Below are 18624 nucleotides of genomic sequence, written 5' to 3' on the forward strand. Positions count from 1 at the left end.
TCCAAGGCGCCCCTGCTTTAGAATGATAAAGAAGTATGAGTAGAGAGGATGCTTGCGGATGCAACTCGATAAATTACGAGGTCGAGAGCTTGATCAATTGTTTGAAGCGATTTTGAAGCTCGAGACACTCGAAGACTGTTATCAATTATTCGAAGATTTAGCGACTGTTAATGAAATTCAAGCACTTGCGCAACGACTTGAAGTGGCGCGGCAAATTCGTGAAGGAAACACGTATCATAAAATTGAGGATGCGACAGGCGCCTCAACGGCCACGATTTCACGTGTGAAGCGATGCTTGAACTATGGGACAGGCGGATACGATCTCGCTCTTGAACGTCTACAACAAACAAAAGGTGACTCGTAAGAGTCATCTTGTTTTTGATGGAGGGGAGGGGCGAGATGCAACAGAAATTCATGAAACAGAACTTACAATTGTTCTTTCGAAATTTAACACCGGTTCAAACACTCGTATTAATTTATAGTGCGGCAGCGATTTTATCAGTTTTGCTTCTCGCCTTACCAATCGCCCACAAGCCCGGAGTGACGATCACATTTACCGATCTTGTCTTCTTTGCGGTGAGCTGTGTCAGTGTCACCGGTCTGACACCGATTGTAGTCACCGATACCTTCTCCACGTTCGGCTTATTTATCATCCTGTTCATCGTCCAAGTGAGCGGTGTCGGATTGATCAGTTTGCACGTCATCATGTGGATCTTACTTGGGAAACGAATTGGGTTTAGGGAAAGACAACTAATTTTACGCGACCAAAACCAGACGTCGATGTCTGGTATCGTCAAATACATCACGGAAATCGTCATCACCGTAATCGCCATTGAAGCGGTCGGTGCCGTCTTGCTCGGGGTCCATTACTTAAATTATTTTGATACCGCCGGAGAAGCCTTCTTGCAAGGATTGTTCGGGTCGGTCAGTGCGACGACGAATGCCGGGTTTGACATTACGGGAAGTTCGCTCGCACCATTCCGTGAGGACCCGTTCGTCATCTTTACACAAATCGCGCTCATGACCGGTGGTGCCATCGGATTCCCGGTGCTTGTAGAAATTCGAACGTACTTGGTGAGCCGAATCACTCGAAAACGTCATACGTTCCCAAGTCGATTCTCTTTGTTCACGAAATTGACGGTTTCAACCTTCTTTATTTTGATTGCTGTCGGTACGGTCGGCTTGTTCATCTTTGAATACAACAATGCCTTTAAAGACTTGCCGCTCTGGTTGGCACTTTCGGATTCGTTGTTCCAATCCGTGACGACACGAAATGGTGGTCTATCGACGGTAGATGTCAATCTATTCTCTGAAGCGAGCATGTTGCTTCTGTCCATCCTTATGTTCATCGGGGCGTCTCCATCGTCTGTCGGTGGGGGGATTCGGACGACGACGTTTGCTGTAGCCGTTCTCGCTGTCATCGCCTTCATTCGCGGGGACTCGTCCATTAAAATTTTCGGTCGTGAAATCGTCCTTGAAGATATTTGGAAAGCGTTCGTGATCATTACGGTCTCGCTTGCCGTGTTACTATCAGGTGTCATGGTCATGGCTTATTTTGAGGATGCTTCGTTGACACGAATCTTATTCGAGGCGTGTTCTGCGTTCGGGACGACGGGCCTATCCGTCGGATTGTCCTCCGAATTTAGTAACGTTGGAAAATGGGTGTTGACGATTCTCATGTTCATCGGTCGGATCGGCGTCATCGCCTTCATTCTCATCCTGCAACGGAGACAACCGAAGCGGATGTATAACTATCCGAAAGAATCAATCATCTTAGGATAAGGAGATTGTCATATGAAAGCATTTTGGATCAACTTCGGATACGTCTTTATTGTTCCGGTTCTTCCGTTTATCGCCATCGTCAATGGAACGGCGCTCTGTTCACCGGACTCGCCGCTCCTTGACATACCGGTGCTCGGATTCTTTTTAGCGAATCCGCTCTGGTTCGTCCCCGTTTACGGTCTATTCGCCTTGCTTGTTGCGAAATGGTTGACGGATCGGGAACGAAATCGTACGGTACGTTCGTGACTTGCTTCGGCAAGTCTTTTTTTGTTGGGGAGATGCACGGGAGGAAAAAAATCGATACACTAGAGAAGGATTCGATAGGAGGGAATGAGTTGGAATTTCAGACGTGGCGACATGTGTTTAAACTAGATCCGAATAAGGAACTCACAGATGAGGCGCTCGAGGTCCTCATCCATTCTGGGACCGACGCCTTTTTGATTGGAGGAACGGATGGGGTTGATGCAGAGAATACATTTGCGCTATATGCGAGAGTCCGAGATGCCGGGATTCCAATCGCACTTGAGATTAGTCATCCTAGTCAAGTCATCCACGGATTCAATCATTACTTCGTGCCCACCGTGCTGAATGCGGGAACTCCGGAATGGATCATTGGACATCATGCTCGTGCGTTTGAACGATACGGCCATTTCTTTGATGACCGTCTTGTAACGGCTCAAGGGTATCTCGTCTTGAACCCGGACGCGAAAGTCGCTGACGTGACGGAAGCACGATGCGATTTGACGATCGAAGAGTCCGTGGCATACGCGGAAGTTGGACATCACTTGTTCCGTCTTCCCTCGCTCTATATCGAATATAGTGGACGACTCGGGAATCCTGATGTCGTCAAAGAGATTCGTTTGGCGTTACCTGATGCACATCTCTTTTACGGTGGTGGCATCGAGGGAGAAGAGACGGCACGATTAATGGGTGCACATGTCGACACGATTGTTGTCGGCAATATCATTTATGAAGACTTAGCTGGAGCACTTGCGACTGTACGAGCACTCCGATAAAATAAGAACAAACGTTTGGAACAAGGAAGGAAACAATTATGTATAATCTTAGCGAAGAATTAGTCAAAGGGATGAACCCGGAACAAGCAGAAGCGGTGAAGCATACGGATGGCCCGCTGTTGATTATGGCGGGTGCAGGGTCTGGGAAGACTCGTGTCTTGACCCATCGTGTCGCCTATTTGATGGCGGCGAAGCAAGTGGCACCGTGGAACATTTTAGCGATCACGTTCACGAATAAGGCAGCACGAGAAATGAAAGATCGGATTGCGCGTCTTGTGGGTGGTGTCGCCGAAGACATTTGGATTTCTACATTCCACTCCATGTGCGTCCGGATTTTACGACGCGATATCGATCGCATCCGCTATGACCGGAGCTTTTCTATTTTAGATGCCTCGGATCAATTGACAGCAATCAAACAGGTGTTGAAAGAATTGAACCTCGATCCGAAGAAGTACGAACCGCGTACCCTTCTCGGGATGATTTCAAATCATAAAAATGAGCTGCGTACGGCGAAAGATGCGGCTGCCCTCGTCGGGAACAATCCGTACGAGCGAATCATCTCGGACGTCTACACAGCGTATGAGAAAAAGTTGAAACAAAACAATGTGCTCGACTTTGACGACTTGATTATGAAGACGATTCACTTATTCCAAGAAGCACCGGACGTGTTGGCGTTCTATCAGAAGAAATTCAAGTACATCCATGTCGATGAGTATCAGGATACGAACCGTGCCCAATACACGCTCGTCAAACTTCTCGCACAGGCACACGAGAATTTGTGTGTCGTCGGGGATTCGGATCAGTCCATTTACCGTTGGCGCGGTGCCGACATCGCCAACATCTTGACGTTCGAGAAAGATTATCCGAGCGCCCATGTCATCTTGCTCGAACAAAACTATCGTTCGACGAAACGGATTTTAGAGGCGGCGAACGGCGTCATCCAAAACAACGCTTCCCGGAAAGAGAAGAACTTGTGGACTGAAAATGACGAAGGGGAGAAATTGTTGCTCCATGTCGCATCAGACGATCGCGACGAAGCGTTCTTCATCATGAACCAGATGAAAGAGCTGAAGATGGAAGGGATGGACTACGGACAGATGGCGGTCCTTTACCGGACGAACGCACAATCACGTGGACTTGAGGAGATGCTCCTCAAATCGAACATCCCGTACAAGATGGTCGGCGGGACGAAGTTCTATGAGCGAAAAGAGATCAAGGACGTCCTCGCATACTTGCGATTGATTGCCAACCCGGATGAGGACATCTCGTTCGTTCGCGTCGTCAATGAGCCGAAACGTGGGATTGGTGCTGCGACGATTGATAAACTAGGGGATTTTGCAGACATGCAGGGCGTCTCACTCATGGATGCGATTCGTGACATCGAATTGTCAGGCATCGCCCCACGCACTGCGACGAAACTTGCGGATTTCCGTCATATGATGATGGATTTACGACAAATGGCGGACTACCTCTCCATTTCAGAACTCGTTGAGGAAGTGTTGAAAAAGACAGGTTATGAAGAGATGCTCAAAATCGAGAAGACGCTTGAGGCGGAAAGCCGACTTGAGAACTTGCAAGAGTTCTTGTCGGTCGCCCAAAACTTTGAGAAAGAGAGCGATGAACAGACGCTTGTCGCCTTCCTCACGGATTTGACGCTCGTCTCAGACCTCGATTCACTTGATGAGGTCGATGAGTCACATCAAGTTACCCTGATGACGTTGCACTCGGCGAAGGGACTTGAATTCCCGGTCGTCTTCCTGATTGGAATGGAAGAAGGGCTCTTCCCGCACAGCCGTGCCTTGAATGACGAGGAAGAGATGGAAGAAGAACGTCGTCTCGCGTATGTCGGGATCACCCGTGCCGAGAAGCGTCTCTATTTGACACGTGCTCAGTCACGAATGCTGTACGGTCGCTTTCAAAACAACCCAGAGTCGAGATTCTTGCATGAGTTGCCGGAAACGTTGTTAGAGCGGTCCGGTAAGGCGAGAAAACCGATGCCATGGAACCCGGTCGAGTCACCAGGGAAGTTACCAGTGAATGGCTTTAGTTCGAAACCGAAGCCGAAACTCGCCCAATCATCCGGTGCCGAAACGGTCGGCTGGAATGTCGGCGACAAAGCGAATCATAAAAAATGGGGACAAGGGACGGTCGTTCAGACACGTGGTGAAGGCGACCAACTCGAAGTCGACATCGCATTCCCGGAAGTCGGGATCAAGCGCCTATTGGCTAAATTTGCCCCTATCGAAAAAGCGTGAGGTGAGAATATGGAGATAAAAAAGCGAGTAGAGTTATTAAGAAAAAAAATAAATCAATATTCACATGAGTATCATGATTTTGATCAACCAAGTGTGCCAGATGCAGAGTATGATCGTCTCATGGATGAGTTGATTGAAATTGAAAATAACTATCCTGAATTAAAAACTTTTGACTCACCTACTCAGCGAGTCGGAGGAACACCTTTAAGTTCACTCAATAAAGTAAGGCATGATACTCCTATGTTGTCTTTAGATAAAGTGACTTCTATTGATGAATTATCTAAATGGATAGACAGAGTCAGAAGTGATTTAGGATACACGCCAAAATTTGTAGTTGAATTAAAATTCGATGGGCTTGCAGTATCTTTAAAATATGAAAATGGTCGTTTAATTAGTGGAGCAACTCGAGGAAATGGAGTAACTGGTGAAGATATTACTCAAAACTTGAAAACAGTTGGTACTATTCCATTGCGTCTTAAAAAAGATATCACGGTGGAAATTAGGGGCGAGGCTTATATGCCAAAGCACTCGTTAGAAAAATTGAATAATGAGCGGAAACTTAAGGATGAAAAATTGTTTGCAAACCCAAGGAATGCTGCAGCTGGTTCGCTTAGACAATTAGATCCAAAGATAGCTGCGTCAAGAAATTTAGCCTTTTTTGCATATGGATTAATTGAAAAAAATGAATTAGTTTCAAATCAAAGTGAAGCACTGGATTTTATGAAGAAAATTGGAGTAAGAGTGAGCAAAGACTACAGAGTATGTAAAACAATCGAAGAATTGTGGGATTACATTGAGTATTATGAAAAAAATAGGGACGATCTTCCATATGATATTGATGGTATAGTAATTAAAGTGTCAGGCTACGAAGAGCAAGAACAACTTGGATTTACAGTAAGAAGTCCGAAATGGGCAGTTGCTTATAAATTCCCTGCTAGCGAAGCTGTAACAACGATTGAAGAAGTTGAATTTAATGTAGGTAGAACAGGGAAGATTACTCCTAGAGCACGTTTTTCTCCAGTTCCAATTGCAGGATCCACAGTAAGTTTTGCTACTCTTCACAATGAAGATTTTATCAAAGAAAAAAACCTTCATATTGGAGATCGTGTAATTATAAAAAAGGCGAATGATGTTATTCCAGCGGTGGTTTCTGCTTTAGAAAATGAAAGAACTGGTAAAGAAAAGCAGATTGAATTTCCACAATACTGTCCCGTGTGTCAATCTCGGCTAATAAGATTAGAAGGAGAAGCGGATTATAGATGTGTGAATCCGCAGTGTCCGGCTCAATTAGTTGAAGGACTTGCACATTTTGCTTCGAAAAAAGCTATGAATATTGAAGGCATGGCCAAAAAGGTAATTCAACAATTACACAATTATGGATTAGTTACAACAGTTGCTGATTTATATAAATTAAAAATTGAAGAATTACTTTCTTTAGAAAGAATGGGAAGGAAATCTGTAGATAACTTGCTTAAAGCAATAGATAAATCAAAAGAAAATTCCTTGGAAAGAGTATTGCTTGGATTAAACATCCGATTTTTAGGCGAAAATTCAGCAAAACTAATCGCAGAAAAATTTAAGACTATTTACGCTATCATGGATGCGTCAGTTAATGAATTAAAAGATGTAGATGGTATTGGTGAAAAGACTGCAGAGTCAGTAAAGTTATATTTTGAGAGAACAGAAAGTCGCAATCTTATTTCTGAACTTGAAAAGGAAGGAGTAAATCTGACATTCAAGGGCATGCAGAGAGCAGTTGATGATAATGCACCCTTATCTGGTAAAACGGTCGTATTGACTGGGAAATTACATGAGATGACCCGCGGTGAGGCCGGGAAGCAGCTTGAACTTCTCGGTGCGAGTGTGACGGGGAGTGTGAGTAAAAATACAGACTTACTCGTGGCCGGTGAAAAGGCTGGTTCAAAACTGACGAAAGCCGAATCGTTAGGCATCGAAGTTTGGGATGAGGCGAAACTTCTCGATTTTATAAATGAACACGCATAAGACGTTTCGCTTCGGCGAACGTCTTTTTTCACGTTGGGTTTTGTAAAATTTTATGAGATTGAATAGGTTCGCACAAGCATTCGAAGGGTATAGATTAACTAGATCAAAATGCTAATATATTTTTGCGAGAGAACCCTTTGACATCATGACTTTCACACACACATTCCTCTCATTCCTCTACGTGGTGAACGTCGTCATCGGAACGATTGCGATTCGAGCGCTTGTTTTCACCTTAGAGGAGGGACCGACATCATGACACACAACATCCAGCGCTTCGTTGCCTTATTTACCATCCTCATGTTCCTTTCAATCTTATTTGGGGTGCCTACCGCCAAAGCGGACACGACCACGTTCCGGTATATCCAAGTGAATTTGACAGATGAGGAAAGCGAAATATTATATGAATCAAGTCTCGTCTATGAAGGAATCACGTATTACGGGGTCCGTGAATCTGCTGACATTTGGCGCTTTATGATTGATGCAGAAACGGTCGATGACTCATTGATTGACTTGGTCTCCCTTTATAATGCTGAAGGTGTTCCGTACACGTTTATCCCGAATACCATCACGCAAGCGTATCCCGTCGAAGTGAAGGAACCACCTGTTGTGACTGAACCAGATGAACCAGAAGAGATGGTGCCCCCTGTTGAAACAGAACCAGAGCCGGTCGTGGAAGAACCGACGATTGAACCGACGTTACCGAAGCTCGCCGTTGAAGCAATCAACATCGCCGCAGTCGACCGAGCCGTTGTCGGAGGCGAAATATCGTATACGTTCATTGTAGAAAACACAGGAGACACGCCGATGACGGTGACAGAATTCTCTCATGAGTATGTGAGCGGAGACATCGATCATCAATCAATCGAATCGTTCAATCAACACGTATTTGATCGTTTGAATGAATTAATAGGAGAAGACGGTCTCTTGCCGGGGGAACGGGTGGAAGTGACAGAAATCTTATCGATTCCGACCGGATATTTGTTCGACGCACATCCTGAAATCGGCAGTGTCTTTCAAGTGACCGGGGTGGATGAATTCAACCGGGTCGTCACATCAGAAAGTCAACAGATTATCTTTTTACAAACACCAGACTTCAACGTGAATGCGACGGTTGAGAAGGCGACCGTTCAACCGGGAGAGCCCGTTCGCTATACGTATACGGTCACCAATCCTTCGAAAGTTACCTTATTTTTAGCGGACGCGATGCTCACATGGCCAAGCGGTGCCTTGACAGAAGAAGAACGAAACCAGGCAAATCAACGATTCGCGGAGCAAGTCGAAGCAATTCCTACTTTCAGAGACGGACTCGGTCCGGAAGAAGAAGTGACGTTCTCGTTTGAGCTTCCGCTCCTCCCATCTTATGATGTGAGAGCCGGGGCTGAATTGATTCAACGTGCCACATTCATCTTCGAGGTGGATGAAGGGATAACGGTTACTCGCTCCGTCGACGTACCGGTGGCGGTGAAGCAACCTGTTCCGACTAAAGAAGAGCCAAAACAAGACGCTAACAAGCAGAAGTCAGAAGTGAAAACCACACCACCTGTCGTGAAAGTCGTCGTCAAAGAGAGTGGGGCGCCACGAGTCGAGCACATCGATGAAGCCGATTCGTACGCTCAAGATGTGCTCCCGATGACAGGAGAAGCGGATGATGCGTGGCATGCCATGCTCGGTACGCTTCTTTTCGCGTCGGGACTCCTCTTGTTGATTCGTCGCAACCATCCGTCAACGAAACCATAAATCGACATCCCTTCTCGTTCATCCGAGAAGGGATTTGTTCTGATTCCGCTTCGATACTTTTTTCGTGGAACGATTTTGTTATAATGGACAAAGTGAAATAGGAAACGATGTTCAAAGGAGCTAGACATAGATGAAATGGAAACAACTCGTCATCCCGACAATCGCCTCGGCGCTATTGTTGAGTGGATGTTCAATGAAAATACCGATGGGTGAAGAAGAAGCGACACCAACTGGGGACGAAACAGCGGCCGAAGGCGTCACACAAGCGATTGAAGCCCGTGACTCGTATTACCAAATGGTCATTCCGTTCAAACCGGCGGCAGCGAGAGGGCTCGCCCAACGTCAAGTCAGTTCATCGTTAGAACTCGAAGAAGTCGAACTCGGTCTCATGCGTCACTCAACGGACGCGTTCGACCCGGAAAAGTTCGCTTATCAAGAGGGACAGCTGTTGAACGCGGAGGATGTATCTCGTCTGCTCGCACGGAAAGATAAAAGTAATGAAGGGTTGACCCCCTTGAACCCGGCTTATGCGGATGGCAAGGCAGAAGTCGAAGACGACAAGTTCGTCGATGCGAACAAGAAATCACCGCTTTATTTAGCTTCGATTGTCGAACAGAATTACATGACGAAAGAGGACAGCGGGTACCAGGTTGGGGGCGTATCGTTTGCACTTATTTTGAACCGTGAATATGTCTTCCAAGCACCGAACTATGGTCCGACGTATACCGTCAAACTCGATCAAAAGAAAGTAATCGCAGAAGGGGAACGTATGGCGAACGAGCTCGTCTCCCAATTACGAAAGCGTGAAGACTTCAAGGACCTCGATATCAATGTCGCGCTCTATATGAAATCGACACAAGGTTCACCGACACCGGGGAACTATATCAAGTCGGCCTTCGTTGGGACGGCGGATCAAGTCAAATCGGGCGACTGGAAAGCGATCGATGAGAAGTACTACTATTTCCCGTCGACATCGGCGACGTCTGACGTACGCGAGGACGCGCAGAAATTTACGCTCTTCAGCGATCGGATTGCCGACCTTTTCCCGGACTATAGCGGGATGATTGGGAAGGGCTTTTATCAGAATGGAGATCTATCGAGAATGGAGATTGATATCCCGATTCAGTTTTACAGTCGCGCTGAGCTCGTCGGCTTCACACAACACGTGGTCGGCTTGCTCGAAAACCGTTGGGAATATAGCCGGAACGTTCCGGTTCGTATCAACGTGACGTCACTTGGCGGAGACCCTGAAGTGACGATTGTGTTTGAGGACGGCATGGATAGCCCGAAAGTCTACTTCTAATCGAGAAGAGGTTCGTTTTTTGAAACGAATCTCTTCTTTTTTTCGTATGAAAAGTGAAAGGATTATCTTTGACCTTATTTGACCAATTGAGTAGAATAGAGTTAACAGAAACGGGAAAGGGATAGGTGAGGTGAATCCATATGGCTAAAAACTATTACGACGAGCTCGGTGTCTCCAAGGAAGCGACCGAGCAAGAGATTAAACGCGCATACCGGAAACTGGCGAAACAATACCATCCGGACGTCAATAAAGACCCTGGCGCACAAGAACGATTCAAGTCGGTCCAGGAAGCGTTTGACGTATTGAGCGACCCAGAGAAAAAGGCGAACTATGATCGATACGGTAGCCCGGATGGACCGTCGTTCGGACAAGGGTTCGGTGGCGGTGGAGAGACTTACGGGGAAGGCTCGTCACAATTCGAAGATCTATTCCGACAATTCGGAGGCGGATCACGTACGACCTCTCGGACTTTCGGATTTGAAGATATGTTCGGAAGCTTCTTTGACCAAGCAGTCGAGGAAGACTTGGATGAGACTGTTCGTGTCAACATCCCGCTCAGTCAATTGACGAAAGAGTCGAAAGTGAGTCTACGTCTTCAAACGGGTACCGTGAACGTCAAAATTCCACAAGGTGCCTACGAAGGTCAGAAGTTGCGGTTGAAAGGAAAAGGTAGCCGCGTCGGACAATCGGGAAACCGAGGAGATGTATATGTCGAACTTCACTTTGCGGATGACGATACGTATCGTCGTGAAGGAGAGCATATCGTGACCGTGAAACGATTGCGTCCGCTCGACTTTTTAGACGGGGCGAGCGTCATCGTTGCCACGCTCGACGGGGGACGCGTGAAGCTGAAAGTGAAACCGGGAAGCCGTCCGGGACAACGGATGCGGATTCCTGGTCGCGGTGTCATGACCGGCTCGAAGGTGCGGTCGGACTTATTCGTCCAACTCGAGGTCGACCTGCCTCTTGATGAGACGTACCGTTCTGTTTATGAGCAAATCGAACGTTAATGGATAAGGAGGAATCGTGATGGACTTTAATCGTTTTACAGATAAAGCACATGAATGCATTGTCAGTTCACAGGCGTTAGCGAAACAATATCATCATAGTGAAATCAATGAGTGGCACGTCTTGGCGTCCATGATTTCGCAGACGGACGGGATTGCGCCGTTGCTGTTTCAAAAAATGGAGATCAACGTGTCTGAGATTGAAGGCGAAGTCGCGCTTTCTCTGAAACATGCGCCGAAACTCCAAAACCCGACGACACCGATGATTTCAGCCTCTCTCTTAAGCGTCTTGACGACTGCGGAACGAGAAGCGACGGGGATGAATGATGAGTACGTATCGGTCGAACATATTCTACTCGGTATTTTGTTGAACAGCAGTCAGGCACAGACGATGCTCGAACGGAAAGGTGTCACCGAAGAACGACTCCGTGAGGCGCTTGTCGCTGTGCGTGGGAACCGTCGCATCACATCAAAGTCGCCTGAAGCGACTTATGATGTCTTGACGAAATACGGACGCGACCTCATTCAAGAAGTGAAGACAGGTAAAATCGATCCTGTCATCGGACGTGACAGTGAGATTCGTCGTGTCATTCGAATCCTAAGTCGGAAAACAAAAAATAACCCTGTCCTCATCGGAGAACCAGGGGTCGGGAAGACAGCGATTGTCGAAGGGCTCGCCCAGCGCATCGTTCGTGGAGATGTACCGGAAAGTTTGAAAGACAAAACCATCTTCAGCCTCGATATGAGCTCCCTCGTTGCCGGTGCGAAATATCGCGGAGAGTTCGAGGAACGTCTACAGGCCGTCTTGTCCGAAGTGAAAGAAGCGGAAGGCACCATTATCCTCTTCATCGATGAACTTCACACGATTGTCGGTGCAGGGAAGTCTGAGGGGTCGATGGACGCCGGTAACATGTTGAAACCGATGCTCGCCCGAGGCGAACTGCATTGTATCGGCGCGACGACGCTCGACGAGTATCGCCAATATATCGAGAAGGACCCGGCCCTTGAGCGGCGTTTCCAACAAGTACTTGTCGCTGAACCGGATGTCGAGGATACGGTTTCCATCTTGCGCGGTTTAAAAGAACGCTTTGAGATTCACCACGGGGTACGCATCCATGACAACGCGCTCGTCGCGGCGGCTGTGCTATCCAATCGCTATATCACGGACCGCTTCATGCCGGACAAGGCGATTGATCTCGTCGACGAGTCGTGTGCGATGATTCGAACAGAGATGGAGTCGATGCCAGCTGAGCTTGATGAATTGGTCCGTCGGGTCATGCAGCTTGAAATCGAAGAGGCGGCTCTTAAAAAAGAGAGCGATGCCGCTTCCATGAAGCGACTTGAGGCGCTCCAACAGGAATTGGCTTCTATCCGTGAACAGTCTGATTCGTTACGTCTCCGTTGGGAGAATGAGAAGGAGTCGACGCACCGCGTACAACAAATCCGTGGAGACCTTGAGAAAGTACGTCTCGAGTTACAAGAGGCAGAGAGTCGCTATGATTTGAACCGGGCCTCGGAACTGAAATATGGACGAATCCCGGAACTTGAGCGGGAACTAGAAGAAGCGGAACAGTTGGCGAGTTCGGTGACGCGTGAGCTCGTGCGTGAAGAAGTGACGGAAGAAGAAATCGCCGAGGTCGTCTCGAAATGGACGGGGATCCCGGTGACGAAACTGACAGAAGGAGAGCGGGATAAGCTTCTCAATCTAGAAGCGGTTTTGCATAAACGTGTGTTCGGACAAGATGATGCGATTCGTCTTGTCAGCGATGCAGTCATTCGAGCACGTGCTGGCATCAAAGACCCAAACCGTCCGATTGGTTCATTCCTTTTCCTCGGACCGACGGGGGTCGGGAAGACAGAACTCGGGAAAGCGCTCGCGGAAGCGATGTTTGATTCAGAAGACCATATCGTTCGGCTGGATATGAGTGAATATATGGAGAAACATGCCGTATCGCGTCTCGTCGGTGCCCCTCCTGGCTATATCGGTTACGAAGAAGGTGGACAGTTGACGGAAGCGGTTCGCCGTAACCCGTACTCGGTTCTCTTACTCGATGAGGTCGAGAAAGCGCATCCGGACGTCTTCAATATCTTGCTACAATTGCTCGATGATGGTCGATTGACCGATTCGCACGGGCGCATCGTCGACTTCAAAAATACGATTGTCATCATGACGTCGAACATTGGGGCGGACATCTTGCTCGAAGCGGCGAAAGATGGCGTGATTGATGAGGACGAAGAGCGTCAAGTGCTCGACAAACTCCGTCGTCATTTCCGTCCTGAATTCTTGAACCGGGTCGATGAAACGATTCTGTTCCATCCCCTCACGAAAGATCAAATCGGTCAGATTGTCGAGAAAGCGGTCGGACGGATGAGCGAACGGCTCACGACACGCTCGATTTATATCGACATCACCGATGCAGCCAAAACGTTCGTTGCTGACGAAGCATATGAACCTCAATTCGGTGCGCGACCGATCAACCGGTATGTACAACGGACGATTGAGACGAAACTTGCCCGTAGCATCCTCGCTGGAGATGTCGAGGATGGGCAAACGGTCATCATCGATGTCGAGAACGGGGCGTTGACGTTACGCCCATCGACAGTCAATGCATAAAGAAAGAGGAATCCAAAATCGGATTCCTCTTTTATGTACGCCGACGCTTTCTTCTCAAAATTAAATAACTGATCCCAATAAAAATGAGGTAGAGTACCGTCCCAAAAAATGAGTTGAATACCCATGGAATTGTTCCCATGAAGCTGGCACGGGTCGCTTCTTGGAACCAGAGCAGTAGCCAAAAGAATAAGCCAAGACTCGTTGCGAGGAGAACAAAAAATCCCGTCATGCCTTGTTTCGTCAATTGCTTGATTCCGAACCCAAGTAAAGCCGTAACAATGAAAATTGTACCTAACCCAATATAGAACAATCCGTCAATCGGTAAAGTCTGCACGGACACACCCTCTTTTCACCATCAGATTCATATAACCCAATCTTACACGGAGAGGGAATAAATGGGAATCATTATTGTGACACGAGAGGACGTTCTGGTTGATAGATACAGTACGGTTCTGATTCTTTGAAATCGCCAGTGACCGCATAGGCTCTAGCACGCGAACCACCACATAGATAACGATACTCACAATACCCACACTTTCCGTGATGACTATCCGGATCACGTAGCGCCTTGAATGTCGGATGATGGCGATAAATATCGGCGAGAGGTGTCGTTCGGACGTTTCCGCAGGTGATTGGTAAAAATCCGGACGGCTGTACGTCCCCTGTATGTGAGATAAAGACGAATCCGTTGCCGTCATTTGTCCCACGAGGGGCTTTTGCCAAATCGTCATGTGGATGTCCGATTGGAGGGAGTCCTGCTGCCCGGCGTCGCTGATTTTCTTGGCGGGCGACTCTCCGATAAAATTGGGCTTCCGTCGTCGAGATGATGAAGGGTGCCGTCTCTTGTATGGAGAACGCCCATTTCAATACTTCCTCATGTCGCTCTGGTGTAATGGGTTGTAACAGGGATCCGCGTCCGGTCGGCACGAGGAAAAAGAGCGTCCAGACGGATACACCGAGGGATTCTACGAGCTTCGCCATTTCCGGTAATCGATCGACATTGTATTCGGTCACCGTCGTATTGATTTGAAATGACATCCCTTCTTCTCGGAAATATGAGATTCCTCGAATGGTACGGTCGAAGCTGCCACGTGTACCGCGGAAGTAGTCATGCGTCTCGGCGTCCGGTCCGTCAATAGAGAAGGCCCAACGTGACAAACCAGCTGCTTTTGCCCGTTTCACGGCATCGTGAGTTACACGAGGTGTAGCTGAAGGTGTCATCGAGACGCGCATCCCAAGGGAGGAAGCATATGCGGTCAATTCAAATAAATCTTCACGCATGAGAGGATCACCGCCCGTAAAGACGAGAATCGGGTTATCCATCGCATGAATCTCGCGAATCAATGCCTTCCCTTCTTCCGTGTCGAGTTCGTTTTCGTAACGATGAAATTGTGCCTCTGCCCGGCAGTGGACGCAGGAGAGCGCACAGGCCCGTGTGACTTCCCAAATAACGATGAACGGGTTCTCGTTATAGTCGATACGTTTCATACCGTCACCGCCTGTCGAAGATGTAAGTGATCGACCGCCCGTTTGGCGGAATCCACGCAGTCAGGTAATCCGACCCCATGGAGAATGGCGCCACACGCTTCGACGCCGTCCCACTTCAAAAGTGCTTCTTCGAACGCGCGGACGTCCTGTTTATGACCGACCTCATACTGTGGCATCGTTTGAATGTGTCGCTCGACATTCGTGAAGAGGGGAGTCCCGACTTTTTGAATGCGTCGAAGTTCGCCTAAAGCGAAGTTTGCGATTAGATCATCCTCTTCATGGAGCAGGGACGGGACATGTTCTGAACTGATATACATGCGGAGCAATGCTTTTCCTTTAGGTGCTAGGTGTGGCCATTTTTTATGCATCCAGCTACAAGCGGTCAAAGCGTTTCCTTCCGATTTGGCGATGACGTAGCCGGTTCCATCTAACGCATCCACTTCTGACTCGTCGAAGGCGGCGAGTACGGTCATCGAAGAGGTACGTTTTAACGATGACAAACGTTCGGCTTCCGGGAATCCGAGCAAAGGTCCGAGTGCATGCGGCGATGTGGCCATAATGATGCCATCAAACTGTTCGATCGTCCCATCGGCAAATGTGACTTCATGAGGTCGAACGGATTGAACGACCGTCTTTAACATGAGTCGATCAATCGACGGACGGAGCGCCTCGACGAGTGCTCCGAGTCCTTGCTCAATTGACAGGAACTTACCAGTCTCGGACGGCTTTACACCAGCTTGGACGGGAGGAGTGAGTGCTTTCATTCCGAGAATCAGACTGCGAGTTTTTTGTTCAATCGTGATAAACTGAGGGAAAGTAGACTCGATGCTCATGTCATCGAGTGTCCCGTTGTAAATCCCTGACAGAAGCGGTTCGATCATTGTATCAACTACTTCGGAGCCAAGTCTCGTCCGAAAGAAATGGTCGAGCGAGATATCCTCTCCTGCATACACGCGTGGAATCACGAGATCGAATCCGGCGCGAAGTTTTCCTCTCCAAGTAAAGAGATCCGTTTTGACCATCGGCCAAAACTTGGTCGGGATGCCCATGACCGATCCGGCCGGCATCTGTCTCAGTTGCTTCCGTACGTAAATGTAAGAAGTCCCGGTTCTGGAGCGGACGAGTTGATCTGCGAGACCTAGACTTGTAATAAGTGATGTCAAGGTCGGCTTTCGTGCCATATAACCGTCGGGTCCAGTCTCTAACGTAAAACCATCCTGATAAATGGTCTTAATTTTTCCACCGAGACGCTCCTGCGCCTCAATCAATGTGACATGAGCTCCGGCTTCTTTGGCATAATAGGCTGCGGCAAGTCCGGTGATGCCACCTCCGATAATCGCGATTCGATTCAATTGATTCACCCATTTCTCTAAAATTGTTGTCGTCTTAACGGTACCGAGAATGTTGATGGAGATATAGGATAAGTGTCACGGACTTCTAGACAAATTTGTCACGAATTCGAAAGGGGACGATGGAATGGCTTCCTTCCTCATCGTTGCGACTCTTGTGATGGTGGGCATAATTGGGTTTATTGTGGCGATGAATCGGCATGGAGAAAAGTTGGTTGGAGATGAGGAAAGTCCACCGATGATTTGGGCGGATGAGGACTGGTATAAAGATGATGGACCACCGGACGGATAATATGATAAGATGACCCGGTTGAAATTTGATGGAACATGAGGTGATGGAATGAATGTACTCGAACAACAGTTGAACCACTTGGTTGATGAGTGTCGTCCGTACACGGCTCAAGGGAAAGTGGCGGACTATATCCCTGAACTCGCACATGTGAAAAACAATTTACTCGGGGTGGCGATTTGTTTGCCGGATGGTACGTATATTCACGCGGGGGATGTTCATCACAAGTTTACGATTCAGAGCGTATCGAAGGCGCTCACACTTTGTTATGTATTGATGGAGTTCGGGGAGGACTATGTCTTTTCGAAAGTAGGGATGGAGCCGACGGGGGACGCATTCAACTCCATCGCCAAACTCGAGGAAACGGTCCCGTCAAAACCACTGAATCCGATGATCAACGCCGGAGCGTTAGCGGTGACGAGTATGATTTTGGGGGAGACGGCAGAACTCAAAATCTATCAGTTCCGCCAGTTTTTAGCGACGTTGTTAAATCGCTCGGTCGAGGAGGTCACGTACGACGAAAAAGTCGCCCGCTCTGAATACGAGACGACCGACTTGAACCGTGCCCTGCTCTATTTCATGCGTCATCATGGAATTGTGGATGGAGACGTCGATGAAATCATTGATGTGTATACGAAACAGTGTGCCATCGAGATTGATTGTTTTGATTTGGCGCGAATCGGGCGTGTCTTTGCAGGGAATGGAGAAGACCCGGATACGGGCGAAGAGTTGATTCCACGTCGGGTCGTCCGAATCGTCAAGGCCATCATGACGACGTGTGGCATGTATGATGCATCGGGTGAGTTCGCTGTCCGGGTCGGTCTTCCAGGAAAAAGTGGGGTATCGGGTGCCATCTTGGCGGTCGGGAACCACGAACTGGACTTGAATAACGTTGGGTTTGGCATATTTGGCCCGGCACTTGATTCAAAAGGGAACTCGATTGCCGGAATGAAGTTGTTGGAACTACTGATTGAGCGCTATACTTCGCGCTAAATCGAGAGGTGCTCCACAGATGCATCGAGTTCCTGCTGTAATGTTTCAATTTTTCTGTCGTATGCAGACTGTAGTTCAGCTGGAGGGGTGAAGGCGCGCCAACGCTTTAACAGTTGGTCATGGTCGTTCATATCACCGAGTTCAGTTTGCATCTTTTTTAACGTGCGGACAGTGTCCATCGAAGCATCCGATTCATAGCTTAGCAAGTACTCATGTAAGTAACGTTCGCGTTTGACGGCTAAACGGACTTTATGGAGTGCTTCAAGCTGTTCTTTTCCATCGGATTGTTCGTGATAGACGCGTACACGTTGCTTGCGCTCGCTTTTCGCCTTTTCTAACATCGGAGAGGCGTTCGTTTTTTTGAACGCACGAAATAACGGTCCGCCGATGAAACGACGTACTTGTTGATCGAGCGACGGGGTCATTTTTTCACTGACGCGGGTCGAAAGGATCGTCCGTGCGATGGCACGTTCTGTCTCCATCGCTTCAAGAAACGCATGGTCGAGTTCGGTTTTGGAATCAAACGTTTCGATGAGGACGTCGAGGTCGCGCACATGACCTAGTGCCTCCATCAATTGTTTGAGTTGTCGGAACGTCGCCGGCTTCGTTTCATATAGTTGCATAAACGTGATCAATTTCCGTAGATGAACGCGAGCGCGATGAATATCCTCGGAATTGTTGAAGGTGAGGGCTTCCGTCACATAGTGATTGAACGTGTTCCACGTTTCCAACAGTTCAAATTTAAGCTTTTCTGCATGCCGTTGATTCATGATTATAAGTTCCTTTC

The 18624-nt window shown here is 48.1% G+C and carries 16 protein-coding genes; 12 read left to right on the forward strand and 4 right to left on the reverse strand.

Features of this window, described 5'->3' with window-relative positions; genetic code table 11:
- The first annotated feature begins 58 nt into the window (after positions 1 to 58).
- From KOG47_RS12275 to clpB, 10 genes are all read left to right on the forward strand, one after another.
- Positions 59 to 364, forward strand: a complete 306-nt coding sequence (locus tag KOG47_RS12275) for a YerC/YecD family TrpR-related protein (protein ID WP_015880718.1) — start codon at positions 59 to 61, stop codon at positions 362 to 364.
- A gap of 35 nt (positions 365 to 399) precedes the next feature.
- A complete protein-coding gene (locus tag KOG47_RS12280) occupies positions 400 to 1782 on the forward strand; it encodes a TrkH family potassium uptake protein (RefSeq protein WP_074037829.1) in 1383 nt (460 codons plus the stop codon).
- A 12-nt stretch (positions 1783 to 1794) separates the two neighbouring features.
- On the forward strand, positions 1795 to 2028 hold the full coding sequence (locus KOG47_RS12285; protein WP_214691439.1) for a hypothetical protein: 234 nt from the start codon (positions 1795 to 1797) through the stop codon (positions 2026 to 2028).
- An 89-nt stretch (positions 2029 to 2117) separates the two neighbouring features.
- Positions 2118 to 2798 carry a heptaprenylglyceryl phosphate synthase gene (pcrB, locus tag KOG47_RS12290; protein ID WP_215244318.1) on the forward strand — a complete coding sequence of 227 codons (681 nt, stop codon included), beginning with the start codon at positions 2118 to 2120 and terminating at the stop codon, positions 2796 to 2798.
- A gap of 38 nt (positions 2799 to 2836) precedes the next feature.
- The gene (pcrA, locus tag KOG47_RS12295) at positions 2837 to 5053 is read left to right on the forward strand and encodes a DNA helicase PcrA (protein ID WP_215244319.1); all 2217 of its coding nucleotides are present in this window, start codon (positions 2837 to 2839) and stop codon (positions 5051 to 5053) included.
- Between the two features lie 9 nt (positions 5054 to 5062).
- Entirely contained in the window at positions 5063 to 7057 is a 1995-nt protein-coding gene (gene ligA, locus KOG47_RS12300; RefSeq protein ID WP_214734110.1) for an NAD-dependent DNA ligase LigA, read from the forward strand.
- Between the two features lie 252 nt (positions 7058 to 7309).
- Positions 7310 to 8794 carry an LPXTG cell wall anchor domain-containing protein gene (locus KOG47_RS12305; RefSeq protein ID WP_215244320.1) on the forward strand — a complete coding sequence of 495 codons (1485 nt, stop codon included), beginning with the start codon at positions 7310 to 7312 and terminating at the stop codon, positions 8792 to 8794.
- Positions 8795 to 8924: 130 nt separating this feature from the next.
- Positions 8925 to 10097, forward strand: coding sequence for a CamS family sex pheromone protein (locus tag KOG47_RS12310; RefSeq protein WP_015880725.1), 1173 nt, complete (start codon positions 8925 to 8927; stop codon positions 10095 to 10097).
- Positions 10098 to 10237: 140 nt separating this feature from the next.
- On the forward strand, positions 10238 to 11107 hold the full coding sequence (locus KOG47_RS12315) for a DnaJ C-terminal domain-containing protein (protein WP_031420934.1): 870 nt from the start codon (positions 10238 to 10240) through the stop codon (positions 11105 to 11107).
- 19 nt (positions 11108 to 11126) lie between these two features.
- On the forward strand, positions 11127 to 13718 hold the full coding sequence (gene clpB / locus KOG47_RS12320) for an ATP-dependent chaperone ClpB (protein WP_215244321.1): 2592 nt from the start codon (positions 11127 to 11129) through the stop codon (positions 13716 to 13718).
- Positions 13719 to 13749: 31 nt separating this feature from the next.
- Here the strand turns inward: clpB and KOG47_RS12325 are convergent, their stop codons facing one another.
- The 3 genes from KOG47_RS12325 to hemG all read right to left on the reverse strand — a co-directional run bounded on the left by KOG47_RS12325 (position 13750) and on the right by hemG (position 16567).
- Positions 13750 to 14052 (reverse strand): hypothetical protein, encoded by a 303-nt coding sequence (locus tag KOG47_RS12325; RefSeq protein WP_211781728.1) that lies wholly within the window; start codon positions 14050 to 14052, stop codon positions 13750 to 13752.
- Between the two features lie 71 nt (positions 14053 to 14123).
- Positions 14124 to 15206, reverse strand: coding sequence for a TIGR04053 family radical SAM/SPASM domain-containing protein (locus KOG47_RS12330; protein WP_215244322.1), 1083 nt, complete (start codon positions 15204 to 15206; stop codon positions 14124 to 14126).
- Positions 15203 to 16567, reverse strand: coding sequence for a protoporphyrinogen oxidase (gene hemG, locus KOG47_RS12335; RefSeq protein WP_215244323.1), 1365 nt, complete (start codon positions 16565 to 16567; stop codon positions 15203 to 15205). Before hemG ends, KOG47_RS12330 begins: the two co-directional genes overlap by 4 nt.
- 115 nt (positions 16568 to 16682) lie before the next feature.
- Here hemG and KOG47_RS12340 point away from each other — a divergent pair, with 115 nt between their 5' ends.
- Both KOG47_RS12340 and glsA read left to right on the forward strand, forming a co-directional pair.
- The gene (locus tag KOG47_RS12340) at positions 16683 to 16847 is read left to right on the forward strand and encodes a hypothetical protein (protein WP_167365524.1); all 165 of its coding nucleotides are present in this window, start codon (positions 16683 to 16685) and stop codon (positions 16845 to 16847) included.
- A gap of 48 nt (positions 16848 to 16895) precedes the next feature.
- Entirely contained in the window at positions 16896 to 17837 is a 942-nt protein-coding gene (gene glsA, locus KOG47_RS12345) for a glutaminase A (protein ID WP_215244324.1), read from the forward strand.
- Here glsA and KOG47_RS12350 read toward each other — a convergent pair.
- Entirely contained in the window at positions 17834 to 18607 is a 774-nt protein-coding gene (locus KOG47_RS12350; protein ID WP_196431620.1) for a CHAD domain-containing protein, read from the reverse strand. The two genes, glsA and KOG47_RS12350, sit on opposite strands and share 4 nt — an antisense overlap.
- Between the last annotated feature and the right edge of the window lie 17 nt (positions 18608 to 18624).

The sequence above is a fragment of the Exiguobacterium sp. s121 genome (genome assembly GCF_018617245.1).
GTDB lineage: Bacteria > Bacillota > Bacilli > Exiguobacteriales > Exiguobacteriaceae > Exiguobacterium > Exiguobacterium profundum.